This window comes from Amycolatopsis sp. lyj-346 (assembly GCF_046548975.1).
Taxonomy (GTDB): Bacteria; Actinomycetota; Actinomycetes; order Mycobacteriales; family Pseudonocardiaceae; genus Amycolatopsis.
The window spans coordinates 1-15258 of record NZ_JAJPWT010000003.1 but is presented as its reverse complement, the minus strand read 5'-3'; the positions used below and the strand labels follow the sequence as shown (position 1 = coordinate 15258).

The window sequence follows — 15258 nt, the reverse complement described above, 5'->3', positions numbered from 1 at the left end:
GACCGCGTCGCCGCGGTGGCGGACCCGGCTCCCGGGTCCCGTCAGGGGGCGCCGGCTCGCGCGTATCCCACCGGCAGAAGCCTGCGGGCGGAACAGTGACGAGGACATGACGGCTAGCGCACTCACCGAGACCTCTCCCAGCGACGTGCCCGAGGACCCGGCCGCCACCACGGCCGCCCGCGGCTGGGGCGCGCGCCTGGCGCCGGTGCTGGCCGTGCTCGCCGGCGTCGCGGCGGTCGCCGTCCACGCCACCCGCTACGGCCACTGGATCGTCGACGACGCCGCCATCACCTTCGCCTACGCCCGCAGCTTCGCCGACGGCCTCGGCCCGGTGCTGCAGCCGGGCGCCCCGCCGGTCGAGGGCTTCTCCGACCCGACGTGGATGGTGCTGCTCGGCCTCGGCAAGCTCGTCGGCCTCTTCGACCACGGCGCGCTGTTCGGCATCCCGGACTACGTGCTGTTCCCGAAGGCGCTGGGCCTGCTGTTCACCGGCGGCGTCCTGACGGCCTGCCACATCGCCGCGAAGCAGATCTTCACCCGCTTCGCGTGGCTGGCGACGCTGATCGCCGGCCTGACGCTGGCGACGATCCCGTCGTACGTCATCTGGGTCGTCTCCGGCCTGGAGAACTCGCTGTTCGCGTTCGCGGTCGTCACCCTCGGCGTGACGCTGTTCGTCTCGGTCAAGCGAGACGTGCTGCTGACGCCGAAGGTCGCGCTGTGGTGCGGGGTCATGGTGGCGTTCGCCGCGCTGACCCGCCCCGAAGGCCTGATCTACGCGGGCGCGTACCCGCTCGCGGCGCTGTTCCTGCTGCGGTCCGGGCTGTTCTGGAAGAGCTTCCGGCTCGCGCTGCTGTCGGTGGCGGCGTTCGCCGTGCCGTTCGGCGCGTACGTCGTCTGGCGGTACGCGGAGTTCGGGCGGCTGCTGGCCAACCCGTCGGTGGCCAAGCAGCAGGGCCTGCCCGGGTTCGACGCGGTGAAGCGGCCGTTCGAGCTGGTCGGCTACGCGGGCTGGGCCGGCGTGATCGTGCTGGCGCTGGTGATCGCGTTCGCGCTGGCCAAGGCGCCCTGGCGGCGGCCGCTGATCGCGCTGCTCGTGCCGCTGGGGCTCGGGATCGTCGCGTACGGCGTGATGGTCGCCGACTGGATGTACCAGCACCGGTTCGCCAGCCCGATCTGGGCGCTGGCGGTCATCGCGGGCACGCTGTCGGCCGGTGAGCTGCTGCGCCACCGGCGGGCGCTGCTGCGCGCCGGGATCGTCGTGGTGCTGGTCGGCGCGTTCGTCCCGTCGGCCGTCGGCTTCGCGGCCGCGGCGGACAAGTTCGCGAAGAACCCGAACATCACAGCGTGCCTGGTGGCCGACCGCTTCGGCCGCGGCTTCAACACCTACGCCGACATCCTCGGCCTGCAGAAGGCGTCGCTGCTGCTGCCGGACCTCGGCGGCTCGTCGATGACCAGCAGGCTCGAACTGGTCGACATGGCCGGCCTGGTGAACAAGCCGATCGCCGACCTGGTGCACGACAACGACCTCGCCGGTCTGCGCGACTACGTGTTCGACACGGTCAAGCCGACGTTCATCCACTCGTGGGGCCCCTGGGCGGCGGGCAACGGGATCGCTCTCGACCCGCGTCTCGACCGCGACTACCTGCTGATCTACAGCTCCCCGATCGAAGGCCTCCGCAACGGCGACTGGGTCCGCCGCGACGCGGTGCCGGACCCGGCCAAGCTGAAGGCGGCCCAGGAGTACGCGGCGAAGACGATCCCGGCGGTGGCCGCGGACCGCTTCGGTGGCCCCTTGGACGACTGCGGCGCGACGATGCACCCGGGTCAGACGATCAAGCTGCCCGAATGATCATGACGCCACCCCGAGGCTGAGCCAGAGCGCGACGGTCGCCGCCGCCAGGCTCAGCGGGGTGGTGAGCGCCCCCAGTGCGTGGAACGTCCTGGGGGAGGGTGGCTCCGGGAGTGTCCGGCGCCACAGCAGGGTCGCCAGTGAGCCGAGGTAGGTCGCGTTCGGGCCGATGTTGACGCCGAGCAGCACGGCCAGCAGCACACCCGGCGCCGGGTGCGGGCCCAGTACCGACAGCAGGATGAGCGTGGCCGGCAGGTTGTTGACCAGGTTGGCGAGCAGGGCGGCCACCCCGGCCGCCACCAGCAGGTCGGCCAGGCCCGTCGACGTCGGCAGGACCTCGCGCAGCACGCCGCCGAGGAGGTGCTCCGAAACCGCCTCGACGACGACCGCCAGTCCCAGCACGAACAGGCACAGCTGCGGCGCCGCCTCGGTGACCAGCTGCCACGGCCGGATCTTGCCGCGCGCCAGCGCCCGCACGCCGAGGACGAGCGCCGCCAGCGCGGCGATCCAGACCGGCTCGACGTGCCCGAGCTGCCCGACCGCGAACCCGGCGAGCGTCAAACCGAGGACGACGAGCGCGAACGTCGGCGGCTCGAGGTGCTGCCGCGGTTCGGGCGTTTCGCGCGGCCGCAGGTCGGCGGCGAAGAACCGCAGGAACACGACCAGTTCGACGGCGAGCGTGACCAGCCACGGCAACGCCATCAGCGCGGTGAACCCGGCGAAGGTCAGCCCCGACGCGGCGAACGCCAGCAGGTTCGTCAGGTTGGACACCGGCAGCAGCGTCGACGCCGAGTTGGCCAGGTGCGCGCAGGCGTAGACGTGCGGCCGCGCGGGCAGTTCGAGACTGGCGGCAGTGGCGAGGACGACGGGGGTGAGCAGCACGACGGTGGCATCGAGGCTGAGGACCGCGGTAACCCCGCCCGCGGCGGCGAAGGTCAGGATCAGCAGCCGCCGCGGCCGGCCGTGGCACGCCTCGGCGAGCCGGTTGCCGAGCCACGCGAAGACCCCGTCGACACTGGCCAAAAAGGACAAAAGCAGAATGGCGGCGAGAAAACCCAGAGTGGGCAGGATTTCCACGGCCCGCTCCCCGGCCGCGGCCGGCGGAACCAGCCCCAGCAGCAGAGCAACCCCCGCGGCAGGAACGGCGGCGACCGCTTCCGGCCAGCCCCGCGGCCGGACAATGGCGAAGACGAGCACACCGGCCAGGAGCGCCAGGCTTGCCGCGCCCGCGAGGAAGTTCACGCGTTCACGCTAACCGCGCCCCGATCTTGTCGGTGCCTCCGGGTAGCGTGGAAAACGGGGGGCGCCCCCGCGGGCGGGAGTCCGAAGTGGACTTCGGGACCGGGCCGCGGAGTGCGGCGGTTTGCCCGCCGGAAACGCGGGTGGCGTCTGCAGTCCGGTTGGTCCTGTGTCCTGCGCGCTGCCAGGACCGTGCCGTGACGACCCCTTGATGTTAACGCGAACACCACGCATACTCTGGCGAACCGCAGCGGCGCGAGGAGTCGACGGCATGAACGCAATGTGGTCACGTGCCCGTCGCGACACCGATGTTAGCGCTCACTTAACGGCCCCGAATCGACTCTCTGTCGTCGCCCAGCGTAACCGCAGACTCCCCGTGACGCTCCGGCGCACGTAGCTGATCGCCCCGACCAACGCAGTTCGAGGAGAAGAACCAGTGAAACGAACACTGTCGCGGATCGGCGCGATGCTGGGTGCGATCCTCATGGTGATCAGCGCCCAGGTCCTGTTCGCCGTGGACCGCGCGGCCGCCGCGGACCCGTTCACCGGCTACCTGATGGTGCACTTCACCGGGGAAAGCACTACCGGTGAGCAGATCTACCTCGCCCACAGCCGCGACGGCCTGCACTGGAACGACCTGAACAACGGCGCTCCGGTCCTGCTGTCCACCGTGGGCACCGGCGGGGTGCGCGACCCGGCGCTCGTCCGCTCGCCCAACAGCGACAAGTTCTGGATCATCGCGACCGACCTGCGCATCGCGAGCGGCACGTCGTGGAGCGACGCGGCCGACCGGGGCAGCAGGCAGCTCGTCGTGTGGGAGTCCGCGGACCTGGTGAACTGGTCCGCGCCGCGCCTGCTCGACGTGGCCGGCGCGATCTCCGGCGCGGGTGACGCGTGGGCACCGGAGGCGATCTTCGACCCGGCGACCGGCGACTACGTTGTCTACTGGGCGACGAACGCCACCCTCGGCGGCGTCAAGAAGCACCGCATCTACTACACGCGGACCCGTGACTTCCGGACGGTCACCGCGCCGACGCTCTACATCGACCGGGGTGCGGGCCAGGGCATCATCGACACCCAGATCGTGGAGTCGCCCACCAGCGTCGGCGGCTTCCGCTACTACCGCGCCTCCGCCGACGGGCAGATCACCATCGAGGGCAGCAATGCGATCCTCGGGACGTGGACGCGGATCGGCGACCTGTCCCACATGGGCATCTCCAACGATTGGGCGGACGACGGCAACGTGGTCGAGGGCCCGATGTGGATGCCGATCAACGGCCGCACCGAATGGGGCCTGTGGCTGGACCAGTTCAAAACCGGCCGCGGGTACATGCCGCTGACGTCGGCCAACCTCGGCAGCACGAACAACTTCCGCACGGTGTCGGACTACGCGCTGGGCAGCACCCTCAAGCGCCACGGCGGCATCATGAGCCTGACCGCCGCCGAGGAGAGCCGCGTGCTGGCCAAGTGGGGCGTGACCAGGCCGGTCAACCGCCTGCAGTCGTTCAACTTGCCGGACCGCTACGTGCGCCACGCCAACTTCGACGTGCGCATCGACCCGAACGTCAGCCCGCTGCAGGACTCCCAGTTCCGGATCACGCCCGGCCTGGCCGACTCCTCGGCGGTGTCGTTCGAGTCGGTCAACTACCCCGGCCACTACCTGCGGCACTTCAACTACGACTTCGTGCTCGCCTCCTACGACGGCACCACGCAGTTCCAGGCCGACGCCACGTTCCGCCAAGTCACCGGGCTGGCGTCCTCGACGTGGAGCTCCTTCCAGTCCTACAACTACCCCGACCGCTACCTCCGCCACTACGACCACCAGCTCAAGCTCGACCCGATCACCACCGCGATCGCGCGCAGCGACGCCACGTTCCGCCTGACCAGCTGACCAAGCCGAACAGCGGCAAAGGGGTGGACGCACCAGCGTCCACCCCTTTGGCAGGGCTCAACGACCCCGGCTCAACGACCTTCCACCCGCTGCGAAGACTTCGCCAGCGCCCCACCGAGCTCCGCCCGCCCGGGAATCCCGAGCTTCCGGTACGCCCCGGACAAGTGCAGCTCCACCGTCCGCCGCGTCAGGTGCAGGGCCGTGGCGATCTCGCGGTTGGTCAGCCCCTGCGCCGCCATCACCGCGATCCGGTTCTCCTGGCGGGTCAGCCCGTGCTCGTTGTCCTTCGCCGGCGTCAACGCACGCCGGGACGAGCGCAGCTCCTCCGCCGCGCGGCGGGCCAGGGGGCGGGCGCCGCACTGCTCGCTCAGCTCCACCGCCTGCCGCAGCGTCTCGATGGCCTTTTCGGACTGACCGTGGCGGGCCTGCAGCGTGCCGAGCTCCGTCAGGGCCGTGGCCAGCTGCAGGCGGGACGGCGACGACCGCAGTGTCGCGATCGCCTTCTGCAGTGCTCGCTCCGCTTCGTCGTCCTCGCGGACCAGCCCGAGCGTCGTGAGCGCCGTGCCCAGCGGCCGGGCCGCGCCCCAGCGGGCCGAGGCGTTCATGTCCTCTTCGGCCAGGCGGGCCGCGTCGTCGGTCTGGCCGAGGGCCAGCGCCGCGCGGGCCGCGTGCGCGCGCCACGGCACGAACCCCGGGAACCGCATGCCGTGGTGCGCCAGCCGGCGCCCGCAGCTCAGCAGGTCCTCGAACCCGAAGCGCGTGTACCCCGTCGCGACCCGCAGGCGCCCGCGCGCGTACAGCAGGTACGTGTGCGTGAACAGGCCCTGGCTGGCGACGAAGTCCATCCGGTCCAGCAGCGACGTCGCCGCCTCGAACCGGCCCAGGTCCACCCAGCACTCGACGAGCTTCGCCGCGCACAGCACGCCCACCGGGCAGGTCGTCGTGCCGCCGCGCTCGTCGAAGCGGCGCAGCAGCGATTCGAAGTGGACGCTCGCGCGCTGCAGGTCGCCGCTGGCCTGCAGCGCGATCCCGCGGGCCAGGGTCGGCAGCGCGCCGTGCGGGACGTGCACGTCCCACGGCTCGCGCTCGACGTCGAGGACCCGGCACAGCCGGTCGACGTGGGCCGGCTCGTCCGCGAGCACCGCCGTCGCCAGTGTGAAGAAGTAGTGCTGCTCGAACAGCTCGCCGTCGTCGCCGACCAGCTCCCGGGGGTTCCGGGTAGCGGGGGCCTCGGCGCGGGGCGGAGCCCCGGCTTGACTCAGCGCGTCCGCGAAGTGCCCGACGGCGTCCTGCGCCGATTCGCCGCTGCGGACGGCGTCCAGCGCCAGCAGCGCCGAGCGGCTCCGCTGGGCCGCCGGGTCGGTCAGCGGGGCCCACTGCTCCTCGAAGTCGCGGAACTCCGGGGGCGGGCCGAGCCTGCTGCCGGCTTCGGCGAGGTAGGTCATGCACAGCAGCGGCCACACGGCGTCCGGGCCGCCCGCGTCGAGCCGCGCCGCGATCTGGCCCGCCGCGCTGATCCCGAGCCGGGCGTCCTGGCCGCCGCAGAGCGACAGCAGCATCGCCGTGGCGATGTACGCGGCCGTCTCGCGGTTGCCGACCGTGTCGACGGCCTCCCGCACCCGCTTCGCCGCGCCGGGCGGGTCGAACTGGAACTCCGCGTGCGCGAGCTGCAGCAGCACGGCCATCCGGCGCCCGGACGTCAGCCGCTCCTCCAGCGCCCGCCGCAGGTGCCGCGCGGCCAGCTCGGGCCGTCCGGAGAACACCGCGTCGCGCGCGCTCAGCCGCAGCACGTCCACGGCCCACGGGATCCGGATCGACGTCGCTTCCAGCAGGTGGGCGGCCACGCGCTCGGGTGGCGCCCCCGCCTCGGTCAGCAGCTTCGCCGCCCGGGAGTGGTTGACCGCCCGCGTGGTCTGCGGCATGTCCTTCAGCAGGGAGTTGCGGACGAACGAGTAGGTCAGCGTCGGCTGGTCGCTGTTGTTCAGCACGTGCAGCCGGACCAGGGTGTCGATCGCCTGCAACGCGTCGAGCTCGTCGACGCCGGCCAGCCGGGCCAGCAGGTCGAAGCCGGCGTCCTCGCCGAGGATCGCCGCCGCGTGCAGGATGGCCGGCGCGTGCGGGAACTCCTGGATCCGGGTGGTGAGCACCTGCCCGATCAGCGAGGAGCCGAGCTCGTGCGGGTCCGCGCCGGGCAGCAGCCGCGGCCGCAGCGCCTGCAGCAGCACCGGGTTGCCGCCGGTCGCCTCGCGGCAGGCGGAGGCCAGCTCCCCGGGGGCGAGGCCGAGGATCTCCGCCGCGGCCGCGGCGCCGAGGCCGTTCAGCGTGATCGTGACCGGCGTGCTGCCCACCATGTCCAGCAGCGCGACCTCGCGGTGCGGGGGATAGCCGATGACCGACGTCAGGACGAGCAGCACCGGCAGCTCGAGCACGCGGTTGCGGAGGTAGGCCAGGCACCGCATGGACCAGGCGTCGGCCAGGTGGATGTTGTCGATGCCGAGGAACAGCGGACCGCGCTCGGTGGCGTCGCGGACGATCCGGAAGAAGAGGTCGAGCGCTTCGCTCTCGCCCGCCGTCCCGCACAGCTCGGTGACGGGCGGGCGCGGGGGCGCCCCCGGCTCCTCGAGCGCGTCGGCCAGCTGGCGGACGAGCCCGCCCGGCAGGTGGCTCTCCAGCCGCGACCCGGTGGCCGTCGCGACGGTGAAGCCCGCGTCCGCGGCCAGCGCCCCTGCGGTCCGCAGGGTGGCGCTCTTGCCCATGCCGAACTCGCCGGCCACCACCGCACTGGCGGCCGTGCCGTCCAGCACGACCGGGAAAAGACCGGTCAGGCGGCCGAGCTCGGGCTCGCGGCCGGGGAGCCGCGGGGCGGGATGCTTCGGTACCGAAGCCCCGCTGGCGGGGTGCTCGGGATTTACTTCGGTATCCACCGTAAGGACTTTCATGTTGGGTTGGGGCAGACTACTGGAAACCGGCCGACCACGGGAGACACCGCGGAGCGCGGCCGGTACCGGCGACGACCTGACCAGGGGAGACGATGGACGCAGCGGATGCGAACCCGATCTTCCCGACGGCCGGCCGATGCGCGCAGAGGGCCATCGCGGCCACGCCGAGCGCGAGCAGCAGGAGCGGGCCCGCCGCCGGCCCCCGCAGGGCCGCCGGCCCGGCCGGCTTCCGGCGCCGGGCCGCACCGTCACCCGGGGGCAGGTAGCCCAGCCGCACCGCCTCCGCCAGCGCACCGGTCACCGGGGTGAACCCGGCGACCCGGCTCCGGCAGCGGGCGCAGCCGAGCAGGTGGGCCTCGAACCCCTCCGGATCGTCGTGGACACCGAGCCCGTAGGCCGCGGCGTCGCCCCTCCGGCCCTTCATCGGATCGTCACTTCCCCGAGCGCCTTCCGCAATTGCCGCATCGCCGTGTACAACCGCGATTTAACGGTTCCCTCCGGAATTCCGAGAATTTCCGCCGCTTGCCGAACGGTGTTTCCGGCGAGATATGTCTCATAGATGACGGACTGATATTTGGCGTCCAGTTCCCGCAATGCCCGAGTAATCGTTAGCGCCGCTAACGAGCTGTCCGCGCGATCTTTGGACTCGGCGTTTTCCGGGATCTCCAGAGCGACCTCCTGCGGGCGGACGCGGCGATTCCTCCAGCCGTCGATGACGATCCGCCGGGCCACCGTGAGCAGCCATCCGCGGAGCATTCCGGGCTCGCGCTCGAGCGTGTCGGAGTGCTGCCAGGCGCGGATCATGGTCTCCTGCACCACGTCTTCGGTCCACTGCCGGTCATGGTTGGTCAAGGCCAGTACCTGCGCAAACAGGGTGGCGCGGAAGTCCTTGTAGAGCAGGGGGACGAGGTCGTCTCCCGCGGCGAGGCCGGTGTCGACCGCAGTGGCGGACGACGCGTAGCCGACGTGGCCGCGACTTTCTCTTCCCGGTGCTTCCATAAAGCTCGCAACCTCACCTGACTGACGGATCGTGGGGTCATCGGAGCGTAGCGCAAAACGACTTAATAGGCCATATGCATTAGTTTTCCCCCTCAATTCGACGTCGTGCCGTCCACGAACGCCGCGAACTGGTTCACAATGTGACTTGTGATGTACGTCACAGGTCACTAAAGGGTGACGACGAGAACCGGATCACACCTTCTCCCCGTACCAGGAGGTGAAGACTTCTTTGCGAAGGGACAACGGGGATGCCGCTCCGATTCGTGGCGTTGCTGGCCGCCACGGCCGTGCTCGTGCTGGGCTGCGCACTGCCGGCGTCGGCCGGGGAACTGCAGCAGACCGACCGCGCCCTGCTGACCCGGCTCAAGCAGCACACGCTGTGGGCCGTGCCGTCGAGCAGGCTCGCCGTCGAGCGGGCCACCAACCGGCGCGTGCGTGCCGTCGCCGTCCGCATCGCCGACGACCAGGCCCGGCTCGACGTCGCCCTGCGCGCGGTCGCCGACCGGCTCGCCGTCACCCTCCCGGGCGAGCCGACCGGCCAGGAGCGCGACTGGGCCGACGAGATCGCCGCCGGCTCCGGCGACGCGTTCGACCGCACCTACGTCAACCGCCTCCGCGCCGAATACGGCACGCTCTTCGGGCTCGCCTCCGACGTCCGCGCGGGCACCCGCGACGACGACGTCCGCGCGTTCGCCCAGACCGCCGTCGACACCTCACTCGGGCACCTGACGCTCCTCGAGAGCACCGGCCTCGCCGAAACCACGTCCCTGCTCGTCTCCGCCACCGAGGACGACACCCTCGGCGGCGGCGCCATCGCCGCCGGCGCCGTCCTCGTGGCCCTCGCCGCCGTCGCCACGTTCGGCCTGCTCCGCCTGCTCGGGACCCCCGGCAGGACCTCGCCGCGCACCCGGAGGTAAGCCGCCCCATGTCCCTTTCCGCCGCGCTGATCCCGGTGTCGCCGCACGACACCGGGATCGCCGAGGCCGCCGCGCTGTCCGGCCGCCTCACCTACCTCTGCATGTGCCTGACGCTGTGCTGGGGCGTCCTCGCCGCGACCGGCTGGGTCCGCCGGTTCAGCGGCCAGGACGCGATCCGCACCGGGCACGTCGTGCTCGCCGCGTTCACCCTCGCCACCGGCACCCTGCACGGGCTGACCTTCCTCTTCCTGGAGGAGGATCCCTTCGGCGTCGCCGACCTGCTCGTCCCCTTCTACGACGGCACCCCGCGGCACGCACTGGGCATCGTCGGCCTCGAACTCGTCATCGCCGTGTCCGTGACCGCGGGGCTGCGCCGCAGTGCCCGCGAAGGACGGTGGCTGCGCTTCCACCAGGCCGGGTACCTCGCCATCGGCCTGCTCGCCGGGCACGCCTGGCTCGGCGCCATCGCGAGCGGGCACCTGTCCGTCGTCTGGCTCGCCGGGATCACGCTGCTCGTCCCGCCGGTGCTGCTGTCGGTCCTGCGCGTGCTGCCCGCGGCAGTGCTCGCCCGCGCCGGGCTGGTCGCGCCGCCGCCCGCCGGCGACGACCCGGAACCGGCCACCGTGCGCGTCGACGTCGACAGCCAGCGCTGCCACGCCTACGGGGTCTGCCAGTCCGAGGCACCCCAGGTCTTCCAGCTCGGCCAGGACGGGCAGCTCGCCTACGAGCGGCGCCCGGGTGCCCAGCTGGTCCCGCACGTCCAGGCCGCCGCGCGCGCCTGCCCCATGCGAGCCATCCACCTGTTGGGAGCCACCCGATGAGCGAACGCATCGTCATCGCCGGAGCCGGCCTGGCCGGCCTGCGCGCCGCCGAACGGCTGCGCGAACTCGGGTTCGACGGCGAAGTCGTCGTCCTCGGCGCCGAACCCGACATCGCCTACCACCGCCCGGCGCTGTCCAAGCAGCTGCTCACCGGCGCGGTGAGCCGCGCCGACACCCTGCTCGCCGACCCCCTCGAAGTCGACGCCGAATGGCGGTTCGGCACGCCGGTCACCGCGGTCTCGCCGAACCGGCAGGTCGTCCACCTCCGCGACGAAGAACTCCCCTACGACGGCTTGATCATCGCCACCGGCGTCGAACCGCGCCGGATGCCCGGCGCGCCGCACGGCCACCCGCGCGTGGTCGTCGTCCGCACCCTCGCCGACACGATCGCGCTGCAGCGCGCCCTCGCCACCAGCCCCGGCCCGGTCGCCGTCATCGGCGACGGCTTCATCGGCTGCGAGGTCGCCTCCAGCCTCCGCGAGATGAACCGCGAGGTCGTCCTCTTCGGCCGCGCGCGGGCCCTGCTGGCCGACGTCCTCGGGCCCGACATCGGCGACTGGCTCACGGCGCTGCACACCGCCCGCGGCGTCCACCTCGAACTCGGCACCACGATCCGCCGCTGGCGGCCCGCGCCCACGCACGTCGGCCTCGAGTTCGCCGACGGCCGCGCCCTCGACGTCGCCTGCGTCGTCGTCGCCGTGGGCAGCGTCCCGGCGGTGTCCTGGCTGCGCGGCGCCAAGCTGCCGCTCGACGACGGCGTCGTCTGCGGGCCCACCTGCCACGTCGTCGGCTCGTCGACGATCGTCGCGGCCGGCGACGTCGCCCGCTGGCCCAACCTCCGCTTCGACCCCGCGCCCCACCGGGAGGAACACTGGCTCAACGCCGTCGAGATGAGCCGGGCCGCCGCCGAGAACCTCCTCGCCGGCCCCCAGGGGTCGCCGTCCTACACGCCGGTGCCGCGCTACTGGTCCGAACAGCACGGCGTCCGCATCCAGGTGGCCGGCCGGCCGTCCCTCGCGAGTGACACCGTGCTGCTCGAATCGCCGGTCCCGGGCACCCGGCCCATCACCGGCTTCGTCCGCCAGGGCAGGCTCGTCGGCCTGATCGGCCTCGACAGCCCCGCCGCCGTCCTCCACTGGACCGCCGAACTGGCCCGCCAGCACCCGGTGCCCGCCGAGTCGCCGCCCGCAGCCCGGCCCCGCCACCACACCGAGGCGGTGGCCGGTTACTGAGCTACCATCCAGCCTGCGGACGAGCTGGCAGGGCGGTCGCGGGCCGGGGCGACCCGGCCCGAGGAAAGTCCGGACTCCGCAGGGCAGGGTGGTTGCTAACGGCAACCCGGGGTGACCCGCGGGAAAGTGCCACAGAAAACAGACCGCCCCCGTCCTGGACGGGGGTAAGGGTGAAACGGTGGTGTAAGAGACCACCAGCGTCCCGGGTGACCGGGACGGCTAGGTAAACCCCACCCGGAGCAAGGCCAAGAGGGAGCCTGCGGGCTCCTGCGCAGGCGTTCGAGGACGGCCCGTCCGAGCCTGCGGGTAGGCCGCTGGAGCCTGCCGGTGACGGCAGGCCGAGATGGATGGCCGCCGCCCCGGAAGCCGCAAGGCGACCGGGGAACAGGATCCGGCTTACATGCCGGCTCGTCCGCCCCACCAACCCGGACCCCGGGGGTCGCCCCGCGTACCCAGCCGGTCGGCCCGCGTACCCCGAAGGTCGGCCCGCGTACCCAGCCGGTCGGCTCACCGGCCGACCCTTCGGGTACGCGAGCCGACCCTCCGGGTACGCGAGCCGACTCTTCGGGTACGCGAGCCGACCCTCCGGGTGCCGGGTTCGTGGTTCCCGTGCTTGGTTACCCGGTAGTAGGGTGCGGGCATGGCGGGTGACGAGAAGCGGTTCAAGTCGGCATTCGATTCCTTGCACGCCTTCGTGTACTTCGTGCCCGAAGTTGATGCCGCGCTCACCGGCGCCGGTCTCCGGCCGGGCCGGATGCCGTACTTCGCGAGCCGGTCGGCGGCCATGGGCGCGGTCGGGCCCGAGGTCGTCGCGGCCACCTTCTACAACTTCAATCCCGAGGTCGTCGCCCGCGTGATCCCGCGCGCCTGGACCCTGGCGACGCCGGAGCAGGTCCTCGAAGCGCGGCTCGACGGCACCGGCAAGGCGCTGACCCGCCTGCTCGGCGACCACGTGAAGAGCGACGAAGTCGCCGAGGCCGCCGAACTCGCGCGCGAAGCCGCCGCCGGGTGCACCGGTGAAGGACGTCCGCTGTACGCCGCCCACGCGGGGCTCGGCTGGCCGGGGGAGCCGCACCTCGTCCTCTGGCACGCCATCACCCTGCTCCGCGAATACCGCGGCGACGGCCACATCGCCGCCCTGGTCCTGAACGGCCTCGGCGGCCTGGACGCCCTGATCACCCACGTCGCCACCGGCCGCGGGTTCGCCGCCGACGCGGCCAAGCTGACCCGCGGCTGGAGCGACGAGCAGTGGACGGCCGCCGAAGCCGCGCTCACCGAACGCGGGATCCTCGGCGCCGACGGCCGGCTCACGGAGGCGGGCGTCGCCGTCCGCGACCGCGTCGAGGTCGCCACCGAGGCCGCGGCGCGGGGACCGTGGCTGCACCTCGGTGCGGAGCGGTCGGCCCGGCTCGAAGAACTGTGCCGCGGGCTGAGCCGCCGGATCGTCGAGGCGGGCGCCTTCCCGGAGGGTGTTTTCCGACGGCCCACCACCTGACCGGCGGATCAAGATCACGCTATGTAGTGAAAAAGTTGTGAAGTATCGCGCCCCCCGTGACGGACAGCACTCAGGCTCAAGATCGACATGGGCGCCGACCGGCGGGCGGCTGTCACGGAACGGACTCGCGGGACGCGGCCGTTCGGGTCATGCAACACTGTTCCAGGCCGCACAACGGCTCCGCTGTCGGTACCCAGAGTGAGCAAATCCCGGGCAATGGGGTGAGTTCGTCAGCACACTGAGAAGTATGGGTGGCCGGGGTTCAACCCGAGCGCCCTTGCCGCGATGATGGTGGGCGTGGAGTTTTCGCGTGCCATCCGCACCACGCCGGTTGACGAGCCAGCCGGTCTCTACGCTGTGCACTTTGACCACTACCCCTCGTAGCCCCCATGATGTTGTTCGAAGCACCGCCTGAGCCAGAACCGCGCGGCCCCCACCGCGCACCGGGAGTATCGCGATGATGACCTTGACCACCCTCGACACGCTGGCCGCCGGCGAACTGGGCACGGGGAACGTGCGCCAGTGGCTGCTTGACAACGTCATCCCCCTGGTGCTGCTGTCCGTCGCGCTCCTGCTCCTGTGGCTGGGCGGCGGAAAGGGCGACAACGCCGGTGTCATGCGCCGGCTCGCCGGCGTGGTCATCGCGCTCGCCATCATCGGTCTCGCGGTCAGCGGCGCGGGCGTGAACGTGGGCCAGTGGATCGCCGGCCTGTTCACCGGCTGAGGCGGGGCCCGCGTGCGCATCAGGACCGATGACGAGGTTTACCGGGTCGACGCCGTGTGGCTCGGCCCGCCGAAAGCGACTTTTCCCTGGAGAGCCCGGTACGTCGCCTGGCTCATCGGCATCCCGACGTTCTTCGTCGTGCTCGGCGTCGAACGCTGGGCGGGGTGGAGCTTCGGGTTCTTCTCGACGGCGTGGGCGTTCGTCGCCACCATCGTGATCACCCGGCTGCTCACGGCCAAGATCAGCCACGAGCGCCCGCTCGGCACCGTGGTCGCGATGGCCGGGCGCGAGCTCAACACGCCGAGAGAACGGACCACGGGCACCGGCGGCGCGGTCAGCGCCAGCCGTGTCCGGGTGCGGGCCGAGCGCCCGTTGCCTAAGCACCGGCGAAGGCGGCAGTACCAGCACCACGGCGGCCCGCCGGGCGCCGCTCCACCCCTGCCCCCGCCGCTCTCGACGGGGGCGCAGCGCGCCACTGCGCCGGATTTCCAGGGAACACCACGAGCGCGCCGGAGCCGCGGCAACGCGGCTCGGGCCGGGAGGTAGTCGTTGTTCGGTCGCGGCGGTAGCCGAGGAAAACGGGGTCGGGACTCGCACTCGGGCGCATGGCAACCGCCCGAGCAGGTCCGCGCGTCGCGGAACGGCTCGGGGAACAAGGCACGCCTGCCCGGTGAGCAGGCGATCCCGGCGTATACCCCGTCGATCGCCGTGCGAAGCATCGACGGGCACCTGGTCCGCACCGGCGTCGAGGTCTACGCCTGGTACCGGCTGGCGCCCCAGCGGTGGTCGTTCCGCTCGGACTCGCAGCGGCGCGACCTGATCGCCGCCATCGCCGGCCAGTACGCCGAACTGCAGGGCCGCTGGCTGCACCTGCGCGTGACGAACCGCCCGTACCCGATCCGGATGTGGGCCGAGGCGCACGTCTACAACGCGCACGGCCGCCCGCAGGACGTCCCGGGCGCGTTGTCGTTCGACGACTACCTGATCGGCGAGCAGCAGCAGCTGATGGGCCGCTCGATGGCCGAAAAAGAGGTCTACCTGGGGGTCCAGGTGCAGACCCGGCGGATGGTCGACCGCGCGGTCGAGCGGGCCGCGCCGGTGCTGCGCAAGATCCTGCCCGAGGCCGTCGACGCCGAGCTGACCGCGCTGGAC

General features: G+C 72.1%; 12 protein-coding genes, 1 other RNA gene and 1 pseudogene. 10 read left to right on the top strand and 4 right to left on the bottom strand.

Translation table 11 applies throughout. From position 1 onward, the window contains the following. Positions 1-106: 106 nt before the first annotated feature. On the top strand, positions 107-1849 hold the full coding sequence (locus ACLJQE_RS11645; RefSeq protein WP_410639194.1) for a hypothetical protein: 1743 nt from the start codon (positions 107-109) through the stop codon (positions 1847-1849). Here ACLJQE_RS11645 and ACLJQE_RS11640 read toward each other — a convergent pair whose 3' ends face one another. Continuing rightward, positions 1850-3091 carry an SLC13 family permease gene (locus tag ACLJQE_RS11640; RefSeq protein WP_410639193.1) on the bottom strand — a complete coding sequence of 414 codons (1242 nt, stop codon included), beginning with the start codon at positions 3089-3091 and terminating at the stop codon, positions 1850-1852. 433 nt (positions 3092-3524) lie between these two features. On the opposite strand from ACLJQE_RS11640, the gene ACLJQE_RS11635 reads away from it, so the two are divergent. Then, on the top strand, positions 3525-4979 hold the full coding sequence (locus tag ACLJQE_RS11635; protein ID WP_410639192.1) for a glycoside hydrolase family 43 protein: 1455 nt from the start codon (positions 3525-3527) through the stop codon (positions 4977-4979). Between the two features lie 71 nt (positions 4980-5050). On the opposite strand, the gene ACLJQE_RS11630 is transcribed toward ACLJQE_RS11635, so the two are convergent. From ACLJQE_RS11630 to ACLJQE_RS11620, 3 genes are read right to left on the bottom strand one after another with little or no spacing between them, the layout of a single operon-like run. Continuing rightward, positions 5051-7903, bottom strand: a complete 2853-nt coding sequence (locus tag ACLJQE_RS11630) for an AAA family ATPase (RefSeq protein ID WP_410639191.1) — start codon at positions 7901-7903, stop codon at positions 5051-5053. A 31-nt stretch (positions 7904-7934) separates the two neighbouring features. Further along, positions 7935-8342: a hypothetical protein gene (locus ACLJQE_RS11625; protein ID WP_410639190.1), complete on the bottom strand. Its 408-nt coding sequence runs from the start codon at positions 8340-8342 to the stop codon at positions 7935-7937. Beyond that, positions 8339-8917, bottom strand: a complete 579-nt coding sequence (locus ACLJQE_RS11620; RefSeq protein ID WP_410639189.1) for a sigma-70 family RNA polymerase sigma factor — start codon at positions 8915-8917, stop codon at positions 8339-8341. The genes ACLJQE_RS11625 and ACLJQE_RS11620 overlap by 4 nt, the downstream gene beginning before the upstream one ends. 248 nt (positions 8918-9165) lie before the next feature. On the opposite strand from ACLJQE_RS11620, the gene ACLJQE_RS11615 reads away from it, so the two are divergent. The 8 genes and pseudogenes from ACLJQE_RS11615 to ACLJQE_RS11580 all read left to right on the top strand — a co-directional run. After that, a complete protein-coding gene (locus ACLJQE_RS11615) occupies positions 9166-9834 on the top strand; it encodes a DUF4142 domain-containing protein (protein WP_410639188.1) in 669 nt (222 codons plus the stop codon). 8 nt (positions 9835-9842) lie between these two features. Continuing rightward, complete coding sequence (locus ACLJQE_RS11610) at positions 9843-10655, top strand: ferredoxin (RefSeq protein WP_410639187.1); 813 nt, start codon at positions 9843-9845, stop codon at positions 10653-10655. Then, a complete protein-coding gene (locus ACLJQE_RS11605; protein WP_410639186.1) occupies positions 10652-11887 on the top strand; it encodes an NAD(P)/FAD-dependent oxidoreductase in 1236 nt (411 codons plus the stop codon). Before ACLJQE_RS11610 ends, ACLJQE_RS11605 begins: the two co-directional genes overlap by 4 nt. A gap of 20 nt (positions 11888-11907) precedes the next feature. Next, positions 11908-12302: RNase P RNA component class A (gene rnpB, locus ACLJQE_RS11600), an RNA gene on the top strand. Between the two features lie 225 nt (positions 12303-12527). After that, positions 12528-13382 (top strand): SCO6745 family protein, encoded by an 855-nt coding sequence (locus ACLJQE_RS11595; RefSeq protein WP_410639185.1) that lies wholly within the window; start codon positions 12528-12530, stop codon positions 13380-13382. Positions 13383-13839: 457 nt separating this feature from the next. Next, positions 13840-14106: a hypothetical protein gene (locus ACLJQE_RS11590; RefSeq protein ID WP_247061182.1), complete on the top strand. Its 267-nt coding sequence runs from the start codon at positions 13840-13842 to the stop codon at positions 14104-14106. A gap of 12 nt (positions 14107-14118) precedes the next feature. Further along, complete coding sequence (locus ACLJQE_RS11585) at positions 14119-14652, top strand: hypothetical protein (protein WP_410639184.1); 534 nt, start codon at positions 14119-14121, stop codon at positions 14650-14652. A gap of 3 nt (positions 14653-14655) precedes the next feature. Beyond that, positions 14656-15258 (top strand): annotated as a pseudogene (locus tag ACLJQE_RS11580) (ATPase); the annotation flags it as partial.

Bases quoted from the DNA above. Each gene is read 5' to 3' on its own strand.
- ACLJQE_RS11595 (WP_410639185.1), top strand. From the start codon at position 12,528: ATGGCGGGTGACGAGAAGCGGTTCAAGTCGGCATTCGATTCCTTGCAC.
- ACLJQE_RS11620 (WP_410639189.1), bottom strand. From the start codon at position 8,917: ATGGAAGCACCGGGAAGAGAAAGTCGCGGCCACGTCGGCTACGCGTCG.
- ACLJQE_RS11605 (WP_410639186.1), top strand. From the start codon at position 10,652: ATGAGCGAACGCATCGTCATCGCCGGAGCCGGCCTGGCCGGCCTGCGC.
- ACLJQE_RS11610 (WP_410639187.1), top strand. From the start codon at position 9,843: ATGTCCCTTTCCGCCGCGCTGATCCCGGTGTCGCCGCACGACACCGGG.
- ACLJQE_RS11615 (WP_410639188.1), top strand. From the start codon at position 9,166: ATGCCGCTCCGATTCGTGGCGTTGCTGGCCGCCACGGCCGTGCTCGTG.
- ACLJQE_RS11590 (WP_247061182.1), top strand. From the start codon at position 13,840: ATGATGACCTTGACCACCCTCGACACGCTGGCCGCCGGCGAACTGGGC.
- ACLJQE_RS11645 (WP_410639194.1), top strand. From the start codon at position 107: ATGACGGCTAGCGCACTCACCGAGACCTCTCCCAGCGACGTGCCCGAG.
- ACLJQE_RS11625 (WP_410639190.1), bottom strand. From the start codon at position 8,342: ATGAAGGGCCGGAGGGGCGACGCCGCGGCCTACGGGCTCGGTGTCCAC.